Origin of the sequence: Sphingomonas sp., from assembly GCF_019749955.1 — a bacterium.
GTDB lineage: Bacteria > Pseudomonadota > Alphaproteobacteria > Sphingomonadales > Sphingomonadaceae > Sphingomonas.
In genome coordinates this window covers 17,412-43,463 of sequence record NZ_JAIEPC010000014.1, presented here as the reverse complement: position 1 = coordinate 43,463, position 26,052 = coordinate 17,412, and the positions used below count along the sequence as shown (strand labels likewise).

The window sequence follows — 26,052 nt, the reverse complement described above, 5'->3', positions numbered from 1 at the left end:
CCAACTGCCTTGTTTGCGCCCGATCCCCGGCATATTGAGACTGCGCGCTGGTGATGCAATGCGTGTGCGGCGTGCAGCGGCGATGATCGCCTGCTTGGAGGAACTGGATGCGGTTGATTTCGACGCGAGTGGCGTTTGTGGCAGCGATGGGCGCGCTGGCGATGACCGGCGGCTGCACGCCGCTGCGCGGGCATCAGGGCTATGTGATCGATCCCGATCTCGTCAATTCGGTCCAGCCCGGCGTCGACAATCGCCAGACCGTGGCGAAGGTGCTCGGCAAGCCGACCTTCACCAGCCAGTTCAACGAAGGCGAATGGTTCTACGTCTCGCGCGACACCCGCTATTTCGCCTATAATCTGCCCAAGCCCAAGGTGCAGACGGTGCTGCGCATCCGTTTTGACGACAAGGGCGTGGTGAGCAACGTCGATCGCACAGGGGTCGATCAGGTCGCGTCGATCACGCCTTATAGCAAGATCACGCCGACGCTGGGGCGCAAGCACAGCTTCTTCCGCGACGTGTTCGGCAATATCGGTGCGGTCGGCGCGGGCGCGAACCCGCAAGGACCGGGCGGTGGCGGCGGCGGCGGCGGGCGCCCCTAATCCGCTGTTACATTTTGTGACAACGCTTGCGGGCGGCTGACCAAGCCGTTCCCGGCGCATTCAGGCCGACTCGGCCATATCGGATCCCGACAGCGACATAAGCGTTGCTGTCCGACCGACTATGGGAGTTGTACCATGCGTAAGATAATCCTTCTGACCTTGCTGGCAGCGGTCGCGACTCCGGTTGCGGCGCAGGCCCAGTCGCAAGCCGAAGTCCGCCGCAGCCAGCGCGACCTCCGCGAAGAACAGCGCGATCTCAACCAGGCCTATCGCTCGGGCGACCCGCGCCGCATCCGTGACGAACGCGATGATGTGCGCGACGCGCGCCAGGAATTGCGCGAGGACCGGCGTGACCGCGATCGGGCTTGGGGCCGTGACGACTGGCGCGGTTATCGCGACCGCAACGCGGGGCTCTATGCCCGCGGCGGCTGGCGCGCGCCCTTCCGCTATAATGCGTTCCGCAGCGGCGTGCGGATCGCGCCTGCCTATTATGGCCCGCGCTACTTCATCGCCGATCCGTGGCGCTATCGCCTGCCGCCCGCACGTGGTTACCAGCGTTGGGTGCGGCATTATGACGATGTCCTGCTCGTCGACACCCGGCGCGGCGTCGTGATCGATGTCTATCGCGGCTTCTGGCGCTAAGCCCATAGGCTAGGCGCGCGAGCGGCTCGGGGAGGCAATTTCCCGGGCCGTTTGCGTCTCAGCGCACCGTGAACGCGACTTGATCGACGACATGTCCGGCCAGATCGACAAGCCGGATCAGGTGCCGCCCCGGTCCAGCGAGGACGAGCGGTTGGGCGTCTGCCGCGCCGAGATCGCGCTTGTCGAGCCACAGCCGGTGCGTCGATGCCTGCCCCGACACGCCGATGGCGAGGCGCTGGCGGTCGATCGGGATGTCGGGATCGAGCGCATAGACGCTGCCCGACACCGGGTTGGTGATGCGCGGGCGCCGCGCGGTTTCCGGCGCCGCGCCGAACTGCGCCTGCGCGGTGCCGGTAAGGAAATATTCGAGCCGTGGCTGCTCGATCTTGTCGACAAAGGCGATTCGCCGCGTGTCGATGCCCCGTGGCGGCGGTGGTGCCGACGCGTCGCCCTGATCGAGCGCGCGCATCACGTCGCGCCACACCGGTGCCGCGCCGCTCGTGCCCGACACCGCGCGCATCGGGTCGCCCTCCAGATTGCCGACCCAGACGCCGACGGTGTAGCGCCGGGTGAAGCCGATGCACCAATTGTCGCGCAGTGCCTTTGACGTGCCGGTCTTCACCGCCGACCAGAAGGGCAGGCTGAGCGCCGAGTCGAGCCCGAAGGTGACCGCGCGGGCATTGGAATCGCTCAGCATATTGCTCACCAGCCAAGCGGTCTGCGGGGTCGTGATCGCTTTGTCGGGCACGAGCGGCGCGTCGGGCGTCAACCGCAACGGACTCCAGCGACCACCCCGCGCAAGGCTGCGATAGGCAGCGACCTGTTCAAGCAACGTGACTTCGGCTGAGCCAAGTGCCAGCGAAAAGCCATAATATTGGCCATCCTCGACCAGCCCGTGATAGCCGGTATCCCACAGCCGGTCGCGAAACGGCTCCACGCCCACCAACAGCAAGGTGCGCACCGCCGGTACGTTAAGCGACCCGGCGAGCGCGGTGCGTGCCGACACCGGCCCTTTGAAATCGCGATCATAATTCTGCGGCACATAAAGCCCGCTCGCGGTGTCTAGCTGGACGGGCGAATCGTCGAGGATCGACGCGGGGGTCAGATAACCATGCTCGATCGCTTGCGCGTAGAGGAACGGCTTCAGCGTCGATCCGGCCTGACGATAGCTGTTGGCGCCATCAACTTGCGCCGCCGTCGACGCACCGCCGACGCCGCCGACATAGGCGCGGACTTCGCCGCTCTCGTTGTCGACCACCACGACCGCGCCGTCGCGCGCGCGGCTGCCGCCGAGGCCCTTGAGCTGGCGGGTCAGCGCCACCGTCGCCAGCCGCTGGATCCGCGCGTCGAGCGTCGAGGTGATCCGCAGGCCGGGCTTGGTGAGCAACCGGCTCGCGAGATGCGGCGCGAGGCCGGGATCGAGCGCGAGCCGCCGCTGCGGCCCGAGCATGGCCCACGCACCGCTTTCGAACCGCGCGCAATCGCTGGTGCGCGCATAGCGGCACACGCGCCGCGCTATCGCTGGCGCGGGCGCCTGCGGATCGGGCAGCAGCGCGGCGAGCAGCAGCGAATCGTCGCGCGACAAGGCATCGGGGGTCTTGCCAAACAGCCCGAGCGCCGCCGCGCCCACGCCTTGCGCCTCGCCGCGAAACCCGGCGAGGTTGAGATAGGCCTCAAGAATTTGCGCCTTGCTCCACCGCGCCTCGATCGCCCAGGCCGCGCGCATCTGGCGTAGCTTGTCGCGCCACCCGCGCGATCCGGGGGCGTCGAGATCGGGCGCGAGATAGGCGGCGAGCTGCATTGTCAGCGTGCTCGCGCCGCCACGCGGTCGCTGGGCGATCCGGTCGCGCGCCGCGCTCGCAATCGCGAGCCAGTCGACGCCGCCATGGCTGTAAAAGCGCTTGTCTTCGGCGCCGAGGATCGTGTCGCGGGTGACCGGCGCGACCTTGTCAATTGGCGTCCACGCCAGCCGCCGCGTTGCGAAATTGACGCGTGCCGAATCGATCAGCACGCCGTTTCGGTCATAGAGCCACGCTTCGGATGGCTGCCACGCGCGGCGCACTTGCGCATAATCGGGCATCGGCGGCGGCCGTGTCGCGAGGTCGAGTCCGGCGAGGCTGATCACTGCCAACACCAGCGCAGCGATCGCCAGCCGCGCCGGGGTCAGCCATCGCCCAACAACACCGCCCATTTCAGCGCGGCGCCACCGTCACTGGCGCATTAGGCAGATCGGCATGGATCGCGGGCGAATACATCGCCTCGACATGCGTCGGCGGCAGGTTGAAGCGCCCGGTGCCGTTGAGCCGCACCGAATAGGTCACGCTCGTCGTCCCGCGCGGCAACCACGCGAAATAGCCGCGCCACGTCGCCCCGCCGCGCTCGATATAGCTTGGATAGCCACCCTCGCTGCCGCCGATGTTGAGCAGGCTCGACTGGTTGGCCTGATCGCCAAGGATCGTCGCGCCTGCGGGCACCGGATCGCTGATCACCACCCAGTTGCGCTCGGCCGACGCCTCGACGGTGATCGTCACCTTGATCACGTCGCCGCGCGTGTAGCGCCCGGCGTTTCGCGCCTGCACCACCTCGACCTTGCGCGCGATCTTATAGCCCGCAAACAGCGCCGATTTGAGCGGCACGGCGGCCGACACCGACACCATTGCCCATGGCCCCGCCCCGCCCGACTGGCTCAGCACCAATGGGACGCGCGCGGCGGGCAGCGGGAAGGACAGCAGCCGCTGCGGTTCGGCAAGCGGCCAGCCGCGGCTGAGCGTCGCGCTGCCGAGCGAGGCGGTCGTCACCCCGGCAATCGCTTCTGCCGGATAAAGCGCCGCGAATTTGCGCGCGGCGATCGTGCCCCAGGCATTGGCGGGAGTCGTATCCCAATGGCCGCGTTGCTGGCGCAGCGCGACGCCGACCATCATCTTCGGGCCTTCGTCCTGCCAGCCGGGCTTGCCCAGCACCGCAATCAGCGCCTTGATCGCGCCTTCGTCGCCCGATGACATCAGCCACCACGCCGCATTCGACTGATCGCTGAGATCGAGCCGGGTGCCTTCATACACCAGCCGCGTCCGCAGCACCGCTTCGCCCGCGCCGCGCAAGGCCTGCGCATTGGCGAGCCCCGGCGTGCGATCGATCGCGACGAGATAATCGGCGAGCTGCGCAGTCGGCATGTCCTTCGGCACGATCTGGAGCTGGCCGAGCATCGCCGGGGTCGCTGCCCCCGCGCGTGCGAGCGCGGTAAAGGCAGCCAGCCGGCGCAGGCGGACATCGCCATAGCTTTCGTGGTTCAGCCGTCCGTCGATCACCGCCTTCAGCCCGTCGATCATCTTCGCACGCGGGCCGTCGGGGATCGGCAGGCCCGCGTCGCTCGTCAGCGCCAGGACATAGGCGGTCAGCGCTTCGGACCCGTCGAGGCTGTCCGACGGCCAATAGCGCAGCAGCCCGTCGGGCGCCTGATAGGTCGGTATATCGCCCGCGAGCGTCGTCCAGCCGCCCGTGTCGCCCGTCGCGACGATCCGCGACAGCCGCTGCTCGAAGCAATTATACGGATAGGCCGTCATATAACTCCGCACCCCGGCAAGCGGGGGCGCGAGCGTGTCGGCAAGGCGAATCTCGACGCTGCCACGCCCGGCCAGCGCGCCTGCGGGGGCGCCAATCGGGATCGGCCCGCTGCCGACGCGCGCGAGGGTGGAAGCCCAAACCTCGATCGGCACCGCGGGCACAATCTGCTGGGTGACGCCGATCTGGTCAGCGGCCTTGCCGTCGGCGGTCTTGGCCTGCACCTGCCAGCGCAGCGAGCCGATCGTCTCTGGCGCCGTCAGGTTCCACATCACCGGCGCAGCACCGCCCGCCGGGATCGTAACGGTCAGCGGCCGACCGGTCGCGATGGCGGGGGTGACGGCGACGGTCGCCGTCACCGTCATCGGCTTGGTCGAGCCATTGCGCAGCGTGAATACTGCGCCGAACTGGTCGCCGGTGCGCACGATTGGCGGAATGCCGGAGAACAGGCTGAGGTCCTGCGCCGACCGGATTTCGCTTTCGCCACTGCCGAACAGCTGGGCGCCATCAGTCGCGACCGCGACCAGCCGGAACGCGGTCAGCGCGTCGTTGAGCTGCACCGGCACCCGCGCATGCCCCTTGGCATCGAGCGCGACGCGGCCTTTCCACAGCAGAACCGGCTGGAAATTCTCGCGGTTGAGCGCCGCATTGCCGCCTTCGCCACCGTCACCACCGGCGACGACGGCCTTTTTGCCGAAATGGCGCTTGCCGACGACTTGCGTCTGCGCGGTCGCGGTCAGCACCGAGAGCGATCGTTCGCCCATCATCGCGGTCAGCACATCGGTGCTGGCGTTGGGCGCAATCTGATCGAGCGCGCTGTCGACCGCGACAAAGGCGACATCGGCGCTGGCGGCAGGCTTGCCGTCGGGGCGCGTCACCGCGACATCGACTTGCGCGACATCACGCGCGGCATAGCGCGCCTTGTCGGCCTTCACCGTCACGCCGAGCTGATGGCCTTCCCAACCGACCTTCACCTTGGCGATGCCCATGCGGTACGCAGGCTTCGACAGATCGACGAGCGCGGTCGCTTCGGGCGCGGGTTCGGGCTTCGAACTAATCCCCAGCCAAGCGCCGATATTGCTCAACCAGTCCCAAAATCCCGGCTGCACCCGCCCGCGCACCGCGAGCACCGACACGAACACATCGGGCGCGTAGCTCGACGGCATTTTGACCTCGATCACTGGATCGGCGCCCGACAGCTCGGTCACGAAATGCGACAACACGCCTTCGCGCTCGACAGTCACCAGCGCGGTGGCGTTGCGGAACGGCATGCGCACCTGGAATTTGGCGGTTTCGCCTGCCTTATAGGTCTGGCGCTCGGGGATCACGTCCATCCGGTCGCCATTGTCGCCGCCGAACCACCAGTCGTCTTCGCCCGCCAGCCACACCGATTGCGTCGCGCGCGCGACATTGCCCTGCGCGTCGGAGGTGGTGGCGACGGCATAGACTTCGCCCGAGACACCGGGGTTGATCTTGCAGGTCGCGAGCCCCTGCGCATCGGTGCTCGCCGAACAGGCCGCGGCGAGCTTGGTCGTCTTCATCTGGTTGTCATAGGCGTAGAAACCGCCGATCAGCCGCCGCCGCGCGGTCAGAATTTCGCGGCTGTAGAGCGCGACCGAAATCGCCTGCCCCTTGATTGGCTTGCCATCGGTGTCGAGCGCCACGAAGCGCAGCCGCAGATCATCGGCCTTCATCAGCCAGCCGTCGGTCTTGACGCCGAGCTGCACGGCGGACGGGTAGATCGCAATCGAGCGCGACGCGGTCAGCGTTTCGCCGTTCGCATCCTGATAATCCATCTCGACGCGCATATTGGCAGCGCCGTCGAGGCTTTGCGGAATCTCGACCGATTGATGCGCCGTGCCATCGCCGCCGAGCTTGACCGGCAGGGTCTGCGTCGGCGGCAGCGGGCTTTCCTCATCCTCGCCGTCGCCGTTGAGCGGCTTGACGCCCTCGGTCAGCGCTTTGCCGCCGAAGTTATAGCCTTCATAGCCATCGGGCGCCGACACCCCGCCGAACCAGCCGATGCGCAGATCGACCGGCAGGTTGGAAGCGCCCCCGCCGGAGAGAAAGCCCACGAACAGATCGAGCGGCAGCGATTTGGGTCGCACGGCGGCTTCCTTCGGCCCGGACACGGTCGCGCGCATCGTCGGCAGGCGATATTCGTCGACCTTGAACGACTGGCCCGAACTGATCGTCTCCTCGCCGCGCATCACTTGCACGTCATAATCGCCCATCGGCGCGCCTTGCGGGGCGGCCCAGGCGCTTTCGCCGATGCCGCTCGCGTCGATCGTCAGCGGCAAGTCGAACGATGTGTCCGACCCGCGATGCTGGAGATGCAGCGTGCCGGTAAAGCCGCCCGCGAATTGGAAACCGGCGGCCACGGGCGAGCGCAGGATATGCTTCATGTGGATCGTCTCGCCCTGGCGGACGAGCGCGCGATCGAACACGGTGTGGAAGATATCGCCCTTGGCTTCATAACCATAGGGCAAGTCGAAGTCATAAGGGCGGATGCCTTCGCCCCAGTCGGTCAGGGTGAAGCTGAAATCGCCGTCCTTGCGCGCCGACACCATCAGCGGGTGCGCGCCCGATCCGTCCTCGGGGCAGCTGCCGTAGGTTTCGGGATCGGGCAGACCTTTGGTGAAGATGATGGCGCCCTTGGCATCGGTGCGGCCGCTGACGAGGGTCTTGCCGTTGCAGCTGTCGGTCACGCGGATATCGGCGCCGCCGACGGGCTTGGCGCCGTCGAGCGTTGTCACCCAGGCAAGGCTCGCGCCGCGCCCCCATTTGAAATGGACGCTGAGGTTGGTCACCAGCGCGGCGCTGGCGACATAGCGCGGCGCCTTGCGGCCGAGCAGCGCCGCGCCCAATTGCGGGCTCGCCATTTCGACCACGTAGAAGCCGGGTTTGGCGAGCGGCACGCCGACGACTTCGAAATCCTTGCCCTTGCCCGGCAACCCGACCTTGAGCGCGGTCCCCTGTCCGGCGCCGAGGATCGACTCCGATCCGGTGTCGTTGATCGTCACGGTCTCGCCGCCGCGTTGCTCGTCATGGCTTTTATAGTCGTCGGCATCGTCGACAAGGCGTAGCCAGCGCGCGATGTCGCCGTCCGACCCTTCGACGCGCAGCGACTGCCCGCCGATCGTAAGATTGCGCCCTGCCAATTCGGGTTCGATATTGCGCACGGTCACCGGCAGCATGCCGCCTTGCTTGGCTTCGAGAATGCCGAAGCTTGCGGCGAATTTCACCAGCGGCGGCGCTTCGTCGAAGCGGATGTCGAGCGGGAAGCGCGCAGCATTTACCAGCGGGCGACCGCTTTCGTCCTTGATGCCTGCGGGCAGGATCAGCCTGGCCTTGGTCGCCGGCGGGAGGGGCGAGGCAAAGGCAATATCGCTCGTCGTCGCTTCGGTGCGCACATCGCCGCGATCACCGTCGCTGCCGAATTTGGGCGCGATCGATTTGCCATCGGGCGTTTCGATGCGGATTTGCTTGGCGAGCGCCATCGGGATCGGCGCGGTGAAGCGAACATAAGCCTTTTCGACCGGCGAACAGCCCGCCTGCGGATTGACGCGCGAACATTCGAAGCGCGCGGTGAAGGGCTTCCGCACCGTAAAGTCGAAGCGCTGGTCAGCACCCGCGAGCTTGTCGCCCGCGCCCGCAATCTGCCCCGACCACACCAGCGCCATATCGCGCCCCGGCGGCAGCGGGCGGCGGCACTTGAGCGCGGTCACCGACGCGAGCGCCGCCTTGCGCGCCGCCAAATCCTTGGGCAGCGACGCGGGCAAACCGGCTTCCTCAAGGAAGCTGCTGGTGCGGTAATCGTCAGTGCCGAGTTCGCCGAGCAGCTTGGCGGGCAGATCATCGCCCAGCACATCGACCGGAATCTTCTCGCCAATGCCATCGACCGCGCAATACGCATTCGCCGCAACCGAAGCGCGCGTCGCGGGCATATTGGCGGCGACCAAGAATACCTGATCCTCCTCGACATCGCTGCCGTACCGCCCCGGCAGCACCGCGCGCGCAACTGGCCCGCCCGCATCGACCGTAAAGTGCTGCTGGCCGCCGACGGCAACGCCCGCCACCGTCTTCAACCCTTCGACCAGATCGAAGCTGCACTGCGTGCCGCCCGGCAGCGGCGCCTTGAATTCATGGACCCAGCTCTGCTGGTCGATCCAGCGGCCCGTGCCTTCGACCGCGCAGGTTACCTTGAACGGCGCGGCGGCGCGCGGATCGCCGAGCGCCACGATTGGCGCGCTGAAGCGCACCGTGAAACGCTCGATAGCGCCACCGCCGACGCCGGGGGTGGCCATCACAACTTGCGGGCTGGAGTCGGCTGAGGCAGCAAGCGGCGCAAAGGCGAGCGCGAGCAGGGCGAATCGTACCGCGAGCTTCATGTCTCACCGCTCCCCTATGACCAACTCGACGCTATGGCGCGGTATCCGACAAGTCCAGCGCCGAATGGCGGAATCCCGCGCGATTTGCGCGATTTCGCGCCGCTGTGCCACAAGGCGTTCGGCACGATCTCGGGGGCATTGTGAGCATCGTTGCGGGCATCGTGGCAGGGCTGGACAGTGTGGCGCGCGAAGCGATGCTGTTCGCGGGCGTCGGCTTCCTGATCGGCGGGCTCGATGATCTTGCGGTCGATCTTGTCTATTTTGCGCGTCGGGGGTGGCGGCGCAGCGGTGACGCCGATCGCGGCCTCAGCGCGCCCGAAGCAGCGGTCGGGCACATCGCGATCTTCGTGCCCGCCTGGGATGAAGCGAGTGTGATCGGCGCGATGCTGACGACCGCGCTCGACCGGCTCGATCACCCCGATTACCGTCTCTACGTCGGCACCTATCCCAATGATCGCGCGACGATCGATGCAGTGGCGGCGGTCGCCGAACGCGACGCGCGGGTGCGGCTGGTGATCGGGTCACGGCCGGGGCCGACCACCAAGGCCGATTGCCTCAACACGCTGTGGCATGCGCTGCGCCGGGATGAAGCCGATGGAGCCCGGGCGCGCGCGATTGTGCTGCATGATGCCGAGGATGTCGTCCACCCTGCCGAGCTGCGCGTGTTCGAAGCGCTGATCGGCGATTATGCCGCCGTGCAACTGCCGGTGCGGCCCTTGGTCGATCGCGCCGCGCAGCTGGTGTCGGGCCATTATGCCGATGAATTCGCCGAAGCGCATGCCAAGCAGCTTGTGGTGCGCGCTGCACTCGGTGCTGCCTTGCCGCTCGCGGGGGTGGGCTGCGCGATCGAGCGGTCGATGATCGATGCCATTGCAGTGGCGCGCGGCGGCGACCCGTTCGATGCCGCCAGCCTGACCGAGGATTATGAGCTGGGGCTGGCGATTGCCGGATTGGGCGGGCGGGGTGTGCTCGCGCGCGTTCGCGACGACGACGGGACAATCGTGGCGGTGCGCGCCTATTTCCCGGCGCGGTTGGCCGATGCCGTTCGCCAGAAGGCGCGGTGGATGACGGGGATTGCACTCGCCGGTTGGGACCGGGTCGGCTGGGGCCGCGCCTTCGACCTGTCGGACCATTGGATGCGGATGCGCGATCGTCGCGCGCCGCTCGCGGTATTGGTGCTCGGCGCCGCTTACCTCGCTGTCGTGACCTGGGGTCTTGCGGTGCTGCTCCACTGGACGACTGGCAGCGCGCCGCCCGCCCTGGTCCCGGCTTGGCTATTGGTGATCAACAGCGTCTTGCTCGGCTGGCGGCTGGCGATGCGCATGGCCTTTACCGGCGCCATTTATGGCTGGCGTCAGGCTTTATGGTCGCTGCCGCGCGCCTTTGTCGGCAATGTCATCGCGCTGCTGGCGGCGCGGCGGGCGATCCTGCGCTATGTCGCGATGCTGCGCGGTGGACCGCCGGTGTGGGACAAGACCACGCATGCCTTTCCCGACCTGAGCGGCGAGGCGCGGCGATGAGCGGCCGGCCGCTGCGGTTTTTGGGCGTCGTGCTCGGCGGCTGGGTCGCGGTGCGCGTGATGCTGTTGTCGCAACCGGTGCCGGGAGTCGGGGTGGCGACAAAGCAGACGCCAAAGCCGCCGATAGCGCACTTGCCGCGCACATCGATAGCTTGGGATACGATCCCGCCAGCGGCGCCGTTCGCTGCGCCACGTCCCCGCTCGTTTACCGTCGCGACCGCTCATCCCTTTGTGGCCTCGCCGTGGCAGCGCCACCCCGGCGACCCCGATCGGGTGGCGCTGGCGTTGCTGGGGCTCACGCGGCTTGGGCCTTCGGAGCCGGTCGGCGTGGTTGCGGCGGTACGCGACGATCCCGCGACCACGCCCGCGCTTGCCTTCCCAAAGCCTGCCCCCGGCGCGTCGCGATTGTCGGGGAGCGCATGGCTGATCGCCCGCTCGGGCAGCGGCCTTGGCCAAAGTCCCTTGGGGGGTCAGCTCGGCGGGTCACAAGCGGGCATCCGCGTGGCCTATGCCATTGATCGCCAGCGTCGCGTGGCGCTGGTCGGTCGCGTCGCGACGCCGCTGGCGGGGCCGGGGCGCGAGGCTGCGGTGGGGGTCGAGTGGCAGCCGACCCGCGCGCCGGTGCGCATCGTTGCCGAACAGCGGCTCGCGATCGACGGCGGCGGTGGTGGTCCGGCGATCGGCGTGGTCGGCGGCGTCGGCCCGGTGCCGATCGGCAATTTTCGGCTTGAGGCTTATGGTCAGGCCGGGGTGATCGGGCGCGGGCGCGGTGTTGGCTATGCCGATGGCGCGGTGCGGATCGACCACCCGATTGCCAAGCGGCACGGCGTCACGCTCGCGGCGGGCCTCGGCGCGTGGGGCGCAGCGCAGCCCGGGGCCGAGCGGATCGATGTCGGGCCAGTGCTCGCCGCGACCGTGCCGATCGCCGAGCGCCGGATACGCGTCGCGCTCGAATGGCGCGCGCGCGTCGGCGGGCGGGCCGCGCCGGGATCGGGCCTTGCGCTGTCGATTGGCGGCGATTTCTGACGCCATTGCGCTTTGCGCTCGGCTACCGAAAGCGATAGGCCGGGGTCGGCATGGACATCTACCTCCCGATCGCGAATTTGAGCGTCAATGCGCTGGTGATCGTGCTGCTTGGCGGCGGCGTGGGGCTGCTGTCGGGCTTGTTCGGTGTCGGCGGCGGGTTTCTGACGACGCCGCTGCTGATCATCTATGGCATCCCGCCCACGGTCGCCGCGGCTTCGGCCGCCAGCCAGGTGACGGGCGCGAGCGTGTCGGGCGTATTCGCGCATCTGCGCCGCAAGGGCGTCGATTTCAAAATGGGCGGCATCATGGTCGCGGGCGGGATCGTCGGCACCTTGATCGGGGCGGGGCTTTTCCGCCTGCTCCAAGCCAGCGGCCAGATCGATACGACGATTGCCATCATCTATGTCCTGCTGCTCGGCTTCATCGGCACGACGATGGCGCGTGAATCAATCGCGGCGATCCGGGCGATGCGAACCGGTCAGCCGCTGCCCGCGCGCAAACGGCGCCATCACCCGCTGATCGCATCGCTGCCGCTGCGGACGCGCTTCTATCGCTCGGGGCTGTATATCTCGCCGCTCGCGCCGCTGTTGCTGGGTGTTTTTGTCGGCATTTTGACGATCCTGCTCGGCGTCGGCGGCGGCTTCATCCTGGTGCCCGCCATGCTCTATCTGCTCGGCATGGGCGCACAGGTCGTCGTCGGCACCTCGCTGTTCCAGACGTTGTTCGTCACCGCGATTGCGACGATGGTGCATGCCACGACGACCAAGGCGGTCGACATCGTGCTTGCTGCGCTGCTGCTGCTCGGTTCGGTCGCAGGCGCGCAGATCGGCGCGCGGTTCGCGACCAAGGTGAAGCCCGAATATCTCCGCTTCGCGCTCGCCGTGATCGTGTTGCTGTTGGCAGTGCGGGTGGCGATCGGGCTGGGCTGGCGACCCGATGAGATTTATTCGGTCGAGCTGTTGTGAAACGCGCGCTGGCCCTGCTGCTCGCGCTGCCGCTGCTGATGGGTCAGGCCAAGCCCGTGCTGGTGCCCGATGTCTCGCAGCGCAACATCGAGATCGCCTATAGCTTCACCGGCGCCGAACTCTTGCTGTTCGGTGCGATTCTCTATCCCGGCGGCCGCGTGCCCGAAGAGCGCGATGCCGATATCGTCGTTGTCGTCAAAGGGCCGTCACAATCGATTCTGGTGCGCGAAAAGCAGCAGATCGCGGGCATTTGGGTCAATGCCGCGCGGGTCCGCTATCTGTCGGCGCCAAGCTATTATGCGCTCGCCTCGTCCAAGCCGATTGACGCGCTGCTCGACGAACGCAGCCGCGCTATCTACGAAATCGGGCTCGACAGTCTGCAACTCTCACCCGCCAGCGGCGACGCGCCTGACGAAAATGCGCGCTTTGTGCGCGGCCTCGTCGACCTCAAGCGCCGCAGTCGCCTCTATGTCGAAGCGCCGGGCGCGGTCGAGATCACCGATGGCGTGCTCTACCGTGCGCGGCTGACCATCCCGGCGCGCGTGCCGGTGGGGCGGTTCACGGCGGAGACGTTCCTGATCCGCAAGGGGCGCGTGCTGGCAGCGGCGGTGCGGGAGATCGACATCCGCAAATCGGGGTTCGAGCGGTTCGTCGCGCGCGCGGCCGATCGGCATTCGATCAGCTACGGGCTGGCCGCGGTTGCGCTATCGGTGCTGTTCGGCTGGGCGGCGGGATGGATCGCGCGTCGGCTTTAGGCGGAACGTCCATACGCTAAATTTACCAATTGGCTGCCAAGGATGCGCTCCACAAAGTGCGCTTTTCGGGGTCTTGATTTGCATGAACGACCACCTCACCACGCCGACCCATGCGCCGACCGGCGCCGGTGCGCCCATGCATTATGATTTGTCGCGCGGGTTTGGCATGGTGTTCGAAATTGCCGGTTCGTCGAGCCAGGTGCTGCTCGACGCCGCCGCGATGGAAGCGCTCAGCAGTCATGAGGATCCCGTCGTTGCATCCGCCGGTCAAGTCGGCAGCCAGGTCAAGATGCGCGTCGGCAATGCCTGGCTGATCGCCAATGTCCGGACGTTGAAGTTGCTCGACGGGCATGACGACAGCATCGTCGCCGCGATCGACTTCCTTGGCGAAGGCGATGAGGAAAAGCTCACCGGGAAACTCTACCGATTCCGCCGCGGCGTGACGCGCTATCCGACGCCGGGGACGCCCGTCTTCCCGGTATCGACCGGCGATCTCAAGCAAATCTACGCGGCCGACGACCGCGCATATGTCGATATCGGCACCGTCTATCCGACGCGCGACATTCGCGCGGCGCTCTATGTCGATGCGCTGCTCGGCAAGCATTTCGCGCTGCTGGGCTCGACCGGCACCGGCAAGTCGACCGCGGCGGCGCTGATCCTCCACCGCATCTGCGAGCTCGCGCCGTCGGGCCATATCGTGATGATCGATCCGCACGGCGAATATGGCGCCGCGTTCAAGACCAATGGCGCGATCTACGACGTGTCGAACCTGCAAATGCCCTATTGGCTGATGAATTTTGAGGAGCACTGCGAAGTGTTCCTGACGACGTCGGGTAGCGAGCGTCAGGTCGATGCCGATATTTTCGCCAAATGCCTGCTCGCCGCGCGCGGCAAGGGGCGGATTGGGCAGGAAATCGCCAAGCTGACGGTCGACGCGCCGATCCCCTATCTGCTCTCCGACTTGACCAACATCATTACCAATGAAATGGGCAAGATGGACCGCGCAGGCGACACTGCGCCCTATATGCGGCTCAAGAGCAAGATCGACGAGATCAAGGCCGATCCGCGCTACAGCTTCATGTTTTCAGGGATGCTCGTCGCCGACACCATGGCCGACTTCATCGAACGCGTGTTCCGCCTGCCCGGTGACGGCCGACCGATTTCGATCATCGACGTGTCGGGCGTCCCGTCCGAAATCACCTCGGTGGTGGTCGCGGTGCTCAGCCGGATGGTGTTCGATTTCGCCATCTGGTCGCGCAACGAGCCGCAACGCCCGATCCTGCTCGTCTGCGAAGAAGCGCACCGCTACATCCCCAACGAAGCCAATGCCAATGGCTCGTCGGTCGGCAAGATCCTGAGCCGGATCGCCAAGGAAGGCCGCAAATATGGCGTGTCATTGGGGCTGATCACGCAGCGGCCATCGGACTTGGCCGAAGGCGTGCTGTCGCAGTGCGGCACGATCATTTCGATGCGGCTCAACAACGATCGCGACCAGTCGTTCGTGCGCGCCGCCATGCCCGAAGGCGCGCGCGGTTTCCTCGATTCGATCCCCGCCTTGCGCAACCGCGAATGCATCGTCTGCGGCGAAGGTGTGGGCGTGCCGGTGCGCGTGGCGTTCGACGATCTCGAAGAAATCAAGCGTCCCGCCTCGGCCGATCCGCTGTTTTCGGAACTGTGGCGCGAAGTCGGTCAGGAAGAGGAAATCATCGGTCGCACGATCAAGCGCTGGCGCGCGCAGGGGCGCTGAGCGCGGTCCAAGCAAGGACGGTGTGAAGCGCCGCCTCAGCGACCGGCGGGTTTGACCGCGAGCAGGTTGGCGACACGTGCCCGGAAGCTGCGCAGCACATCGCCGCTCAGGCGTTGGATCGAGGCAAAGGCCATCGAGCGCGGATTGATCGGGTTGCCGTTCTTCCACAGCTCATAATGGAGATGCGGGCCGGTCGACAGGCCGGTTGAGCCGACATAGCCGATGACTTGACCCTGCGCGACCCGGGTGCCGGGCGCGACGGCGATTCGGCTCATATGGCCATAGCCCGTCGCGAGGCCATCGCCGTGCGTGAGCTTGACGAAATTGCCATAACCGCCGCTGCGACCGGCAAAGGCGACCACGCCGTCAATCGCGGCGCGGATCGGCGCGCCATAGGGAGCGCCGATATCGAGCCCCTTGTGAAAGCGTTGGGTCCCGTAAATCGGATGCCAGCGCATGCCGTAGCTTGAAGTCAAATGACCATCGACCGGCATCGACATGCCGCCCTTGCGCTCGCCGACGCCATTGGCGTCGAACCAGCCGGACTGGTCGCCCTGATCCCAGCGGAAGAGGCGCAGCGCGCTGTTGTCGCGGTCGAGCCCCGCGTAGAGGAGGTTGCCGAGTTGGACTTCGCCGGTGGCCGCGCGTCGCTGGGCGATCGCAATGTCGAAAATATTGGTCGGCGCCACGTCTGACCCGATCGATATCCGGCTCGCGAGCGCCCGAATATAGGACTCGACGGCCTTGGCGGGGACACCGGCGGCGCGTGCCGAGCGATAGAGCGACTGGCCGACCAGCCCACGGATGCGCAGCGGGGTATCGTCGATCGCGATTGGCTGCGGGGTCACAACGAGCGCGCCACCGACGCGCGAGACGGCAATGTTGAGGTCGAACCGCGCACGAAAGCTCATCGCCTCAAGCGGGCGCGGGACAGTCTTGTTCGGGCGGCGGCCAAGTGTCAGGTCGAGCTGCGTGCCGGGATTGAGGCTGTCGAGCGCGACGGCGCGACCAATCAGACCGGCCACGACGCCGGCTTCGTCACCGCCGACACCGGCGCGTTTCAGCACGTCGCGCAGGCCATCGCCGCTGCCGAGCGTCGCGCTGCGTTCCTCGATCGGGCGTTCGGGGACTTCGGCGAGCGGCTGGGCGAGATCATTGGCGCCCATGCGGTGGCCGGTCGTGGCACCCCAGGCGAGCGGCGCAATCGCCTGCGCGCGCGCATCGTCCCAATCAGCGCCCGCGAGCGGGGCAGGCGAGGCCCCGGCAATGGGACGAATGCCAGGCGCAAGCAGGCACGCGACCACAATCAGCGAGGTGCAGGTGGCAAGGCCGCGCCACCAATCGCGCGAGCCGATCCGCGCGCCGAGATCGGGGGTCCAATCGATGTCGGCGAGCCGGTCGTGCAGTGTGGCGAATTGTGGAGTGGTCTGGGCGCGCTCGACTCGGCCGAAAGTCAGCGCTGCTGCGCCGCCGCCTTGTTCCCCACTATAGTCGCTGCGTAGAAACACAGCCGCTCCCAAATGCTTCGGCGCGCGTTCCGCTGGTGCAACGCCCGGTGACGACGACTGTGGGCGCTGAATCCTAAAGTCAAATTAACCGGTCGGGTCGGGAACAAACTTTGCGGTGAGCCGTTGCAACGCGCCGACCAAAGGATTTGCACCGAGTCGGACGCTTTCGGGCCGAAAATTTATGGCCGTGGAGCGGTTGCATCGCGGCGGGTGGCGCGCGATCTTCGATCGATCATGACCGACTTCGCCCGCGCCCCGGTCACTGCTGTGCTTGGCCCGACCAACACCGGCAAGACGCACCTCGCGATCGAGCGTTTGTGCGGCCATTCGAGCGGGATGATTGGCTTTCCACTGCGGCTGCTCGCGCGCGAAGTTTATGACCGGGTGGTCAAGATCAAGGGGCCAAAGGAAGTCGCGCTCATCACCGGCGAGGAACGCATCGTGCCGCCCGGCGCGCGCTGGTTTCTGTGCACCGCCGAAAGCATGCCGCTCGACCGCGAGCTCGGCTTTGTCGCGCTCGACGAGGCGCAACTGGGCGCCGATCCCGAGCGTGGGCATGTCTTTACCGACCGGCTGCTGCGCGCGCGCGGTCGGGACGAGACAATGATTCTGGGCTCGGAAGCGCTCCGACCGATGGTCAAGGCGCTGGTGCCGGGGGTGGAGATCATCAACCGCCCGCGCTTTTCGACGCTGTCCTACGCAGGTGCGCGCAAAATTTCGCGGCTCCCCAAACGCTCGGTGATTGTCGCCTTTTCGGCCGAGGAGGTTTATGCCGTCGCCGAAATGCTGCGGCGATTGCGCGGCGGCGCGGCGGTGGTGATGGGGGCGCTATCGCCCCGCACCCGCAACGCTCAGGTCGCGATGTTCCAGGCCGGCGAAGTCGATTATCTCGTCGCGACCGACGCGATCGGCATGGGCCTCAACATGGACGTCGCGCATGTCGCCTTCGCCAGCCTGCGCAAATTTGACGGGCACCGGCAGCGCCGCCTGACCGTCGCCGAAATGGCGCAGATTGCGGGGCGCGCCGGGCGCCACCAGCGTGATGGCACGTTCGGTGCGATCAGCGAGGAAGGGCCGGGGGCTTTCACGCCGGAGGAAGTCGAGGCGATCGAGCAGCATCATTTCCCGCCGCTCCAATCACTCTACTGGCGCGAAGGCGAACCCGATCTGTCGAGCATCGACGCGCTCATCGCCGATCTTGAGCAAAAACCCTTCGCCGATGTGTTGCGGGCGGCGCCGCAGGCGATCGACCTCGCGGTGCTCAAACGGCTCGCCGAGGAGGATTGGGTGCGCGCACGTGTGCGCGGGCCACGCGGGGTTGCTCGGCTATGGGCGGCATGCGGGCTGCCCGACTTCCGCAAGCTCGGGCTCGATCCGCACCAGCGCTTCGTGGCAAAGCTGTTCGGCTATCTATCGGAAGGGCAGGGGCATATTCCGCACGACTGGTTCGCTGCCGAACTCGCGCGCCTCGATACGGTCACCGGCGATGTCGAGACGATTGCGGGGCGGATCGCGGCCGTGCGGAGCTGGGCCTATATCGCGCATCGCCCCGACTGGCTCGCCGACCCGCTGCACTGGGCCGAGCGCACGCGCGGGGTCGAGGAACGGCTGTCGGACGCGCTGCACGCGAGTCTGCGCCAGCGCTTCGTCGACACGCGTACGACGATGCTGATGCGCCAGATTGGTGCTGACGCCGGGGCCTTGCCGCTCACAATTGGGCCGCAGGGGGAGGTCATGGTCGATGACCATATCCTCGGCAAGCTCGATGGTTTTCGCTTCGTCGTTGCCGCCGATGCGCGCGCCGCCGACAAGCGCCTGCTGCTGGCGGCTGCCGAAAAGCGGCTCGGGGCCGAGCGCGCGCGGCGTGCGGCGGCCCTGGTCGCGGCGGACGACAAGGCATTCGCGCTGGTCGACGCGGTCGGCGCGGCGCCCGCGCTGGCCTGGGCGGGCCTGAGTGTGGCGACGCTGCGCCCCGGTCCGGCGCTCACCCGCCCGCGCATCGATCTCGACCGCGCGCTCGACTGCCTCGACAAGGAAGTGCGGGACCGGATCCGCCAGCGGCTGGCGGACTGGGTCGCAGCCCAACTCGAACGCCATGCGCCGCCGCTCGCGCGGATCGAGGCCATTGCGCGCGACGCGACTGCGTCAGCGGCGTTGCGGGTAATCGCCGCGACGCTCGATGCCGGCGCCGGCTTTGCCGCGCGTGCGCCGATCGGCGACAGCGTCGACCCGCTCACGACTGATGATCGCCAGCGGTTGCGGCGCGCCGGGGTGACGATCGGCGCGCTCGATCTGTACGCTGGCGCCTTGCTCAAGCCGCAGGCGGCGCGCTGGCGCCACGCTTTGCTGGCCGCGCGCCGCGATCAGCCGCTGGCGGCGGCGCCTCCACCCGGCGCGACCGTTCTTCCACGCGGCCAGCCGCTGGCGAGCGGCTTTCGCGATATTGGCGCGCAGTCAGTGCGGCTTGATCTGGTCGAGCGGATCGCGCGCGCGGCGCATGACGCGCGCAAAGGCGCCAAGCCCTTCGCGCCCGACCCGGCGCTCGCCACCTCGATCGGGATTACCCCGGCAACGCTGGCGAAGCTGATGACGCAGCTCGGCTTTCGCACGGCGCCCGCGCAGGAGGGCGCGCCGCGCTGGCTGTGGCGCGGGCGTCCGGCGCGGGTGAAAGCGGTCGCCGCCCCGCCACGCGGCGCCTTTGCGGGCCTCGCTGACTTGATGGTCCGGCAGGGCTGACATGCCGGGGATGCCGGAGACCGCGACGATGCGGCTCGACCTGTTCCTCTGGTATGCGCGCCTGGCCAAGTCGCGCAGCATCGCTGCGGACCTCACCCGCAGCGGCACGATGCGCCTCGACGGTCGCCGGGTCGAGCGCGCGCATGCGCCGGTGCGAGTCGGCTCGGTGCTTGCCTTTGCGCAAGGGCCGCTCATCCGGATCATCCGCGTCGTGGCGCTGCCGCAGCGGCGCGGCCCCGCCGTTGAAGCGGCCGGGCTCTATATCGACCTAAGCCCAGTTGACGGACCCCAAAGCGCGCAATAGCAGTGAGGCGAAGAGCATCAGGGGAGTTTATCGCGCATGACCTACGTCGTCACCGACGCCTGCATCCGTTGCAAATATATGGATTGCGTCGAGGTCTGCCCGGTCGATTGCTTTTATGAGGGCGAGAATATGCTCGTCATCAACCCCAATGAATGCATCGATTGCGGCGTGTGCGAGCCCGAATGCCCCGCCGAAGCGATTCTGCCCGATACCGAGAACGGCCAGGAAAAATGGCTCGAACTCAACGCAACTTTCTCAGGCCAATGGCCGAATGTCACGCGCAAGCGCGAAGCGCCCGCCGATGCCGATGAGCACAAGGGCGAATCGGGCAAGTTCGACAAATATTTCACCGAAAATCCGGGCCAGGGCGACTGATCGACGCGACCGTTAGCGCGGTCGCAGCCGCCCATACCGCGATTTTGTGCCAAAAAAGGTCGGCCCGATACGCTGTAGCGCGTCGGGTGGCGCGCTTTATGCCACAAGTTGCTGGTAATTTTATTACGACTATGTTAAACAGGCTCGGACGGAAGCGATTCACACCCGCTTGCCGCGTGGAGACCTGCACACCCTCTCATCCCCGATCGCCCTGACCGTCCGTCATCGCATGGCCGGAAGCAGGCGCGCATATCGGGAAATGACCACAGAAAGGCTTTCAAGAATGGCTGCCAAGGCGCTGTCCTTCGACGTCGGCGATTATGTCGTTTATCCCAAGCACGGTGTTGGCCGTGTCATCGAGCTCCAACGCCAGGAAATTGCGGGGATGCAGCTCGAACTCTATGTCCTGCGGTTCGAAAAGGAACGCATGACGCTGCGGGTCCCGACCAACAAGGCCGAAAGCGTCGGCATGCGCAAGCTGTCGAGCGACAAGACGCTGCGCGAAGCACTCGATACGCTGACCGGCAAGCCGCGCGTCAAGCGCACCATGTGGTCGCGCCGCGCGCAGGAATATGAAGCCAAGATCAATTCGGGCGACCTTGTGTCGATCGCCGAAGTGGTCCGCGACCTGTTCCGCGCTGACGACCAGCCCGAGCAAAGCTATTCGGAACGCCAGATCTTCGAAGCCGCCACCAGCCGCCTCGCGCGCGAACTGGCGGCGATGGAGCAGGTCGATGAGCCGACCGCGCAGGAAAAGATCCTCGAGATCCTGCGCAAGGCTGCCGCGATCCATAACAAGGACAAGGAACTCGCTTAAGCGAAGCCCTTGTTGACGAAAATCGGGGCGGTGCCACTTGCGTGGCGCCGCCCTTTTCGTCCCGATAGCAGCACGATTTGCGCTATCCTCGAATGTGTGTTATAAGTCCAATACACTTTGGGAGAGACTCGATGCGCGTAATCCTGCTGGCGATGATGATGCCGCTCGCTGCCTGTTCGGCTTCGGCGCGCGAAGGCGACAAGGATGTGGGCCCCGCCGCCAGCCGTAGCTTTGCCGTGCGTGACTTTACCGGCGTGGAACTGCGCGGGTCGGACGATGTCGACATCAAGATCGCCAACGAGTTCACCATCCGCGCCGAAGGGCCGCAGAAAGTCCTCGACCGGCTCGAGATCGAGCGTGTCGGCGATACGCTGCGGATCAGCCGCAAGCGTGACGGCACCTGGAGCTGGGGCAACAGCAAGAGCGCGCGCATCTTCATCACCATGCCGCGCATCGCGACGGCGCGCATCGCCGGGTCAGGCGACATGCGGATCGGGCGCGCCGAAGGGCCGCGCTTCGCGGCATCGTCGGCGGGGTCGGGCAGCATGACGATCGCGTCGCTCAACGCCCCTGACGTCGAAATGTCGGTCGCTGGATCGGGCGATATCGACGCGACCGGCCAGACCGATAATCTCGAAATCAACATCGCCGGATCAGGCGAAGTCAAGGCGCGCGGGCTGAAGGCCAAGTCCGCCAATGTCTCGATCGCCGGATCGGGGGCTGTCGTTGCTGACGTCGCTGGATCGGCGACCGTCTCGATCATGGGGTCGGGCGATGTCGATCTGGGGGCGGGCGCGACCTGCACCACGACCAAGGTTGGATCGGGCGACGTGCGGTGCGGCAAATGACTTGCGTCTAGGGCAGGCGGGATGCGACATCGTGCCGATGCTCGTTCGCGCCGTCGCCTTTACCCTGCTTGCCGTGTCGCTTGCCATGTCGCTTGCCACTGGCGCGCCCGCCGCCGAGCGCAGCTATAGCGTCACCAGCTTTGACCGCATCCGCATCGATGGCCCGTTCGACGTGCGGGTCAAGACCGGCAGCGCGCCGAGTGCGCAGGCCGAGGGCGACCCGGCGGCGCTCGACGGGCTGACGCTGACGGTCGAGGGGCAGACGCTGATCGTGCGGCGCCAGCAAGCGGCATCGGGCACGCGCGACCCGGCACCACGACTGCTGACGATCACGCTTGGCACGCCGGTGCTGCGCGGCGTCAACGTCAATGCCGGCGGGCGGCTGTCGGTCGACCGGATGGTGGCGCAACGGATCGACCTGTCGATCAACGGCGCGGGCACGCTGGGCGTGACGGGCGTGGAGGCCGATCAGCTCAACGCAACCGTCACGGGCGCAGGCACGATGACGCTTGCAGGCAAAGCCGGGCGCGCGCGCTATCTCATCACTGGCCCGGGCGGCTATGAAGCGACCAAGCTGATCGCCAACGACATCTTCGTCACTGCGACCGGCCCCGGCGAGGTGCGGGTTGCGGCGCGCTACACCGCCGATATCGTGTCGAGCGGACTCGGCACGGTCACCGTCGCGGGCACGCCTGCCTGCCGCGTCCGCGCGACCGGCGGCGGCGCGGTGGTCTGCTCACCGAAGCGTTAGAGCAGCGCCAGCGCCGCGAGATCGCGCGCCAGTCCGGCGGGCAGGGTCTCGCCGCTCTCGCCTACGCCAAGGTCGACCGGCGCATCACTCGCCTCCAGATAGCGCCAGCCCTGATGCGCGCGTTTCGGGATCGGCCGCACCGCGACCAGCGGCATGCCGAGCAGGATCGCGACCTTGCCTTCAAGCGCCTCGCCAAAGCCGATGATCGGCGACCGCGCGACGAGCTGGTGCTTCAGGATCCAGAACAGCGACCCAAGCCCCGCGATTTCGGCATGCCGCTTGGGCAGATAGCGCGTGGTCAGGAACAGCGGGCCTTCGGCGTCGCGCACCGCCAGCCGTTCAGCCAGATGATCGAGGCTTTGTGCGCCGAACGCGACTTTTGAGAGATGGAGCATGACCGCTGACTTGGCCCCGCGCGGCCCAGCGTCAAGTCACCCGACCAGCCCGGTCACCGTCGCCAGCCCCAGAAACGCAAAAAAGCCCATCGAATCGGTCGTCATCGTGACAAAAATCGACGACGCGACAGCAGGGTCCGCGCCCATCCGCTCGAGCGTGACGGGCACCATCACCCCCGCCAGACCGGCGATCACGATATTGGTGAGCATGGCGGCGGCAATCACCGCGCCAAGATGCGGGTTCTGGAACACAATCGTCACGCCAACGCCGATCACCACCGCAATCGTCGCGCCATTGAGCACCGCGACGCGCAATTCGCGCACGATCGACCGCAAGGTATTCGACTGGGTGAGCTGATTGGTCGCGAGCGCGCGCACGGTCACGGCCATCGTCTGCGTCCCCGCATTGCCGCCAACGCCCGCGACGATCGGCATCAGCGTGGCGAGCGCGACCATCTTGGCGATCGTCCCCTCAAACAGCGCAATGATCGACGAGGCGAGAAGTGCCGTAAACAGGTTGGAAATCAGCCAGCGCACGCGCGCTTTGTAGCTGTCGATCACGGGCTCGTTGATGTCGCCATCGCCCGCGCCCGATAGCCGCAGGATATCCTCACCGGCTTCCTGGCTGATGATGTGGACGATGTCGTCGACGGTGATCATGCCGACCAGCCGCCCGGCGGTATCGACGACGGCGGCGGAGATTAGTGCATATTTCTGGAAGCGCAAAGCGACTTCCTCCTGGTCCATGTCGACCGGAATCAGCGTCTGTTCGCGCTGCATCACATCGCCGACGCTGACCGAGCGCGGGGTGCGCATGATCCAGCTCAGATGGCACGACCCGATCGGCTTGTGCGCCGGATCGACGACGAACACTTCCCAGAAATCGGTGGTCAGCTCGTCATTGCCGCGCAGATAATCGAGCACATCGCCGACGGTCCAATGCTCGGGCACCGCGATAAGCTCGCGCTGCATCAGGCGGCCGGCCGATTCCTCGGGGTAGGACAAAGCCTCTTCGATCGCCGCGCGATCATCGGGGTCGAGCGCGCGCAACACTTCGCGCTGGTCGGCGGCGTCCATGTCCTCGATGATCGCGACCGCGTCGTCGGTATCGAGTTCGGAGGCGATGTCGGCGACCTCGCTCGCGCTCAGCGAATCGATCAGGTCTTCGCGGACATAATCGTTCATCTCGGCGAAGACGTCGCCGTCGAGCAGATCGGTGATCGACTTGGCGAGTTGGGTGCGCGCCTCGGCGGGCAGCAGTTCGAACAGATCGGCGATGTCGGCGGGGTGCAGCGGCTCGACCAGCGCGCGCGCGCTTTCGGGGACGCCGTCATACACCGCGTCGAGCACCTTGCGCACGAATTCGGGCTTCAGCCGGTCGTCGGCGTCGAGCTGGTTGCTGTCGGGGCCCAGGGCCTCGCCCACGCTGCCGAGTTCGGTCTCGCTCATCACGCACCTCCCGTCAGAACGCCTGTTCGCGCCTTAGCGCGGCGGCACCGCAAAGCCAATCATTTGCCAGCGGGCAGCGGCTTGGCTAGGGCGCGCGTCGACACTGCAAAGGACACCCTGTTGATGACCGATTCCTTCTCCACGTTGGTGATGACGCTCGACGGCGGCGATGTGACGATCCGGCTGCGCCCCGATCTCGCGCCGGGCCATGTCGATCGGATCACCAGCCTCGCCAACGAAGGCTTTTACGACGGCGTCGTCTTCCACCGCGTGATTGCGGGCTTCATGGCGCAGGGCGGCGATCCAACCGGGCGCGGCACCGGCGGGTCGAAGCTGCCTAATCTGAAGGCCGAATTCAGCCGTGAGCCGCATGCGCGCGGCGTCTGCTCAATGGCGCGGACCAATGATCCGAACAGCGCCAACAGCCAATTCTTCATCTGCCTTGACGACGCGACGTTTCTCGACGGTCAGTATACGGTTTGGGGCGAAGTGATCGAAGGCATGGAACATGTCGACGCGCTGCCCAAGGGCGAGCCGCCGCGCGCGCCGGGCAAGATCGTCAGCGCACGGGCGTCCTGACCTCCGCGACGAGCCCCCGCCTAGCCAGCGGGGGCTTCCAGCGCGCCAATCAGCCATTCGTGGAACAGCTTGACCGGGCGCTGCATCAGCGCGCGCGGGCGGCAGACGAACCAATAGCTGTACGGGCTTTCGACACGGATATCGAACAGCCGCGCGAGCCGCGCGTCATGCGCATCTTCGAAATGGCTTTCGTGCATGAAGGCAACGCCTAACCCCTGCGCGGCGGCCTCAAGCATCAGCGCGCCCGAATCGAAATGATCGACCGCGAGCGGTTCGATCTCGCCGACGCCTGCCGCGAGGCACCACGCCGTGAAGGTGTCGGGCATGTCGCGGTGGACCAGGGCGGTCACTGTGCGGAGCTGCTTCGGCTCAGTGATCGGATCGGGGCCGTCGACCATGGCCTTGCTGCCGATCACCAAAATGCGGTTGCGGTCGAGGCGGCGGGCGTACAGCGCCGGCTCGACATCGCGCGCAAGTACGATGGCCGCGTCGAGCCCTTCGCCCAGCCGCGTGATGCCGTGCCCTGCCGTGTCGATGTCGAGGTGCAACTCGGGGTGGCGCGTCCGCAATTCGGGCAGGCGCGGGAACAGACGCTGCGACGCGAACAGCGGCAGCACGCCGAGCCGCAGCCGCTGGACATCGGTCGCGCTGGTCAGCGCTTCGACCGCATCGGCAAGCATATCGATGGCCGGGGCAATTTGCGCGATCAGCCGCTCGCCATCGGCATTGAGCGACATCGCCTGATGGCGCCGGTCGAACAAGGGCCGCCCGATGAAGCGTTCGAGCGCCTGCACGCGGCGGCTGAGCGCGGGGGCCGACAGCGCGAGCTCCTGCGCGGCGGCTTTGACTGATCCCAGCCGGGCAACCTGGACGACGGCCTCGATGGCGGTGAGTGGTGGCAGTCGGCGCATTCCCCCCCCTGTCCGTTGGTGCAGTGCGGCAGTGATGACACCGCTGCCATTGGATTATTTCACAAGGCTAGCAACGAATGCAATCAACGCAATCGCTGTTTGTCATTTCGCACTTGCGGAAGGCTATGCTGCACTGCACATAAGGGAGGCCTTTCAGGCATCCTCTCCTAAAAACTT

20 protein-coding genes are annotated in these 26,052 nt (G+C 66.8%); 14 read left to right on the top strand and 6 right to left on the bottom strand.

The features are described 5' to 3' along the window. The first annotated feature begins 107 nt into the window (after nucleotides 1–107). Together bamE and K2W81_RS04370 are read left to right on the top strand one after the other, a co-directional pair. On the top strand, nucleotides 108–599 hold the full coding sequence (bamE, locus tag K2W81_RS04375; RefSeq protein ID WP_294101779.1) for an outer membrane protein assembly factor BamE: 492 nt from the start codon (nucleotides 108–110) through the stop codon (nucleotides 597–599). Nucleotides 600–734: 135 nt separating this feature from the next. After that, a complete protein-coding gene (locus tag K2W81_RS04370) occupies nucleotides 735–1,241 on the top strand; it encodes an RcnB family protein (RefSeq protein ID WP_294101778.1) in 507 nt (168 codons plus the stop codon). A gap of 58 nt (nucleotides 1,242–1,299) precedes the next feature. Here K2W81_RS04370 and pbpC read toward each other — a convergent pair whose 3' ends face one another. Both pbpC and K2W81_RS04360 read right to left on the bottom strand, forming a co-directional pair. Continuing rightward, entirely contained in the window at nucleotides 1,300–3,432 is a 2,133-nt protein-coding gene (gene pbpC, locus K2W81_RS04365; protein ID WP_294101777.1) for a penicillin-binding protein 1C, read from the bottom strand. Between the two features lies 1 nt (nucleotide 3,433). Continuing rightward, nucleotides 3,434–9,190, bottom strand: coding sequence for an MG2 domain-containing protein (locus K2W81_RS04360; RefSeq protein WP_294101776.1), 5,757 nt, complete (start codon nucleotides 9,188–9,190; stop codon nucleotides 3,434–3,436). A 146-nt stretch (nucleotides 9,191–9,336) separates the two neighbouring features. Between K2W81_RS04360 and K2W81_RS04355 the strand changes: the two genes are divergently transcribed. From K2W81_RS04355 to K2W81_RS04335, 5 genes are all read left to right on the top strand, one after another. Continuing rightward, nucleotides 9,337–10,710 (top strand): glycosyl transferase family protein, encoded by a 1,374-nt coding sequence (locus K2W81_RS04355; protein ID WP_294101957.1) that lies wholly within the window; start codon nucleotides 9,337–9,339, stop codon nucleotides 10,708–10,710. Then, nucleotides 10,707–11,735 carry a hypothetical protein gene (locus K2W81_RS04350; protein WP_294101775.1) on the top strand — a complete coding sequence of 343 codons (1,029 nt, stop codon included), beginning with the start codon at nucleotides 10,707–10,709 and terminating at the stop codon, nucleotides 11,733–11,735. The genes K2W81_RS04355 and K2W81_RS04350 overlap by 4 nt, the downstream gene beginning before the upstream one ends. Nucleotides 11,736–11,785: 50 nt before the next feature. Then, nucleotides 11,786–12,700 (top strand): sulfite exporter TauE/SafE family protein, encoded by a 915-nt coding sequence (locus K2W81_RS04345; protein WP_294101774.1) that lies wholly within the window; start codon nucleotides 11,786–11,788, stop codon nucleotides 12,698–12,700. A 38-nt stretch (nucleotides 12,701–12,738) separates the two neighbouring features. Further along, the gene (locus K2W81_RS04340; protein ID WP_294101956.1) at nucleotides 12,739–13,455 is read left to right on the top strand and encodes a TIGR02186 family protein; all 717 of its coding nucleotides are present in this window, start codon (nucleotides 12,739–12,741) and stop codon (nucleotides 13,453–13,455) included. Nucleotides 13,456–13,591: 136 nt separating this feature from the next. Next, the gene (locus K2W81_RS04335) at nucleotides 13,592–15,202 is read left to right on the top strand and encodes a DUF87 domain-containing protein (protein WP_294101955.1); all 1,611 of its coding nucleotides are present in this window, start codon (nucleotides 13,592–13,594) and stop codon (nucleotides 15,200–15,202) included. Between the two features lie 35 nt (nucleotides 15,203–15,237). Here K2W81_RS04335 and K2W81_RS04330 read toward each other — a convergent pair whose 3' ends face one another. Then, complete coding sequence (locus tag K2W81_RS04330; RefSeq protein ID WP_294101773.1) at nucleotides 15,238–16,710, bottom strand: M23 family metallopeptidase; 1,473 nt, start codon at nucleotides 16,708–16,710, stop codon at nucleotides 15,238–15,240. A gap of 234 nt (nucleotides 16,711–16,944) precedes the next feature. On the opposite strand from K2W81_RS04330, the gene K2W81_RS04325 reads away from it, so the two are divergent. The 6 genes from K2W81_RS04325 (at nucleotide 16,945) to K2W81_RS04300 (ending at nucleotide 22,541) form a co-directional block, all read left to right on the top strand. After that, nucleotides 16,945–19,446: a helicase-related protein gene (locus tag K2W81_RS04325; protein ID WP_294101772.1), complete on the top strand. Its 2,502-nt coding sequence runs from the start codon at nucleotides 16,945–16,947 to the stop codon at nucleotides 19,444–19,446. 1 nt (nucleotide 19,447) lies between these two features. Further along, a complete protein-coding gene (locus tag K2W81_RS04320; protein ID WP_294101771.1) occupies nucleotides 19,448–19,750 on the top strand; it encodes an RNA-binding S4 domain-containing protein in 303 nt (100 codons plus the stop codon). A 36-nt stretch (nucleotides 19,751–19,786) separates the two neighbouring features. Beyond that, on the top strand, nucleotides 19,787–20,125 hold the full coding sequence (gene fdxA, locus K2W81_RS04315) for a ferredoxin FdxA (protein WP_294101770.1): 339 nt from the start codon (nucleotides 19,787–19,789) through the stop codon (nucleotides 20,123–20,125). 283 nt (nucleotides 20,126–20,408) lie between these two features. After that, nucleotides 20,409–20,942 carry a CarD family transcriptional regulator gene (locus tag K2W81_RS04310; protein ID WP_294101769.1) on the top strand — a complete coding sequence of 178 codons (534 nt, stop codon included), beginning with the start codon at nucleotides 20,409–20,411 and terminating at the stop codon, nucleotides 20,940–20,942. A gap of 131 nt (nucleotides 20,943–21,073) precedes the next feature. Continuing rightward, entirely contained in the window at nucleotides 21,074–21,790 is a 717-nt protein-coding gene (locus tag K2W81_RS04305; protein WP_294101768.1) for a head GIN domain-containing protein, read from the top strand. 37 nt (nucleotides 21,791–21,827) lie between these two features. After that, nucleotides 21,828–22,541 carry a head GIN domain-containing protein gene (locus K2W81_RS04300; RefSeq protein ID WP_294101954.1) on the top strand — a complete coding sequence of 238 codons (714 nt, stop codon included), beginning with the start codon at nucleotides 21,828–21,830 and terminating at the stop codon, nucleotides 22,539–22,541. On the opposite strand, the gene K2W81_RS04295 is transcribed toward K2W81_RS04300, so the two are convergent. Continuing rightward, nucleotides 22,538–22,936: a DUF1489 family protein gene (locus K2W81_RS04295; RefSeq protein WP_294101767.1), complete on the bottom strand. Its 399-nt coding sequence runs from the start codon at nucleotides 22,934–22,936 to the stop codon at nucleotides 22,538–22,540. The genes K2W81_RS04300 and K2W81_RS04295 overlap by 4 nt on opposite strands. A 36-nt stretch (nucleotides 22,937–22,972) precedes the next feature. Beyond that, nucleotides 22,973–24,385 (bottom strand): magnesium transporter, encoded by a 1,413-nt coding sequence (mgtE, locus tag K2W81_RS04290; RefSeq protein WP_294101766.1) that lies wholly within the window; start codon nucleotides 24,383–24,385, stop codon nucleotides 22,973–22,975. A 123-nt stretch (nucleotides 24,386–24,508) separates the two neighbouring features. Between mgtE and K2W81_RS04285 the strand changes: the two genes are divergently transcribed. Continuing rightward, nucleotides 24,509–24,964: a peptidylprolyl isomerase gene (locus tag K2W81_RS04285; RefSeq protein WP_294101765.1), complete on the top strand. Its 456-nt coding sequence runs from the start codon at nucleotides 24,509–24,511 to the stop codon at nucleotides 24,962–24,964. 20 nt (nucleotides 24,965–24,984) lie between these two features. Here K2W81_RS04285 and K2W81_RS04280 read toward each other — a convergent pair whose 3' ends face one another. Further along, entirely contained in the window at nucleotides 24,985–25,875 is an 891-nt protein-coding gene (locus K2W81_RS04280; protein WP_294101763.1) for a LysR substrate-binding domain-containing protein, read from the bottom strand. Between the last annotated feature and the right edge of the window lie 177 nt (nucleotides 25,876–26,052).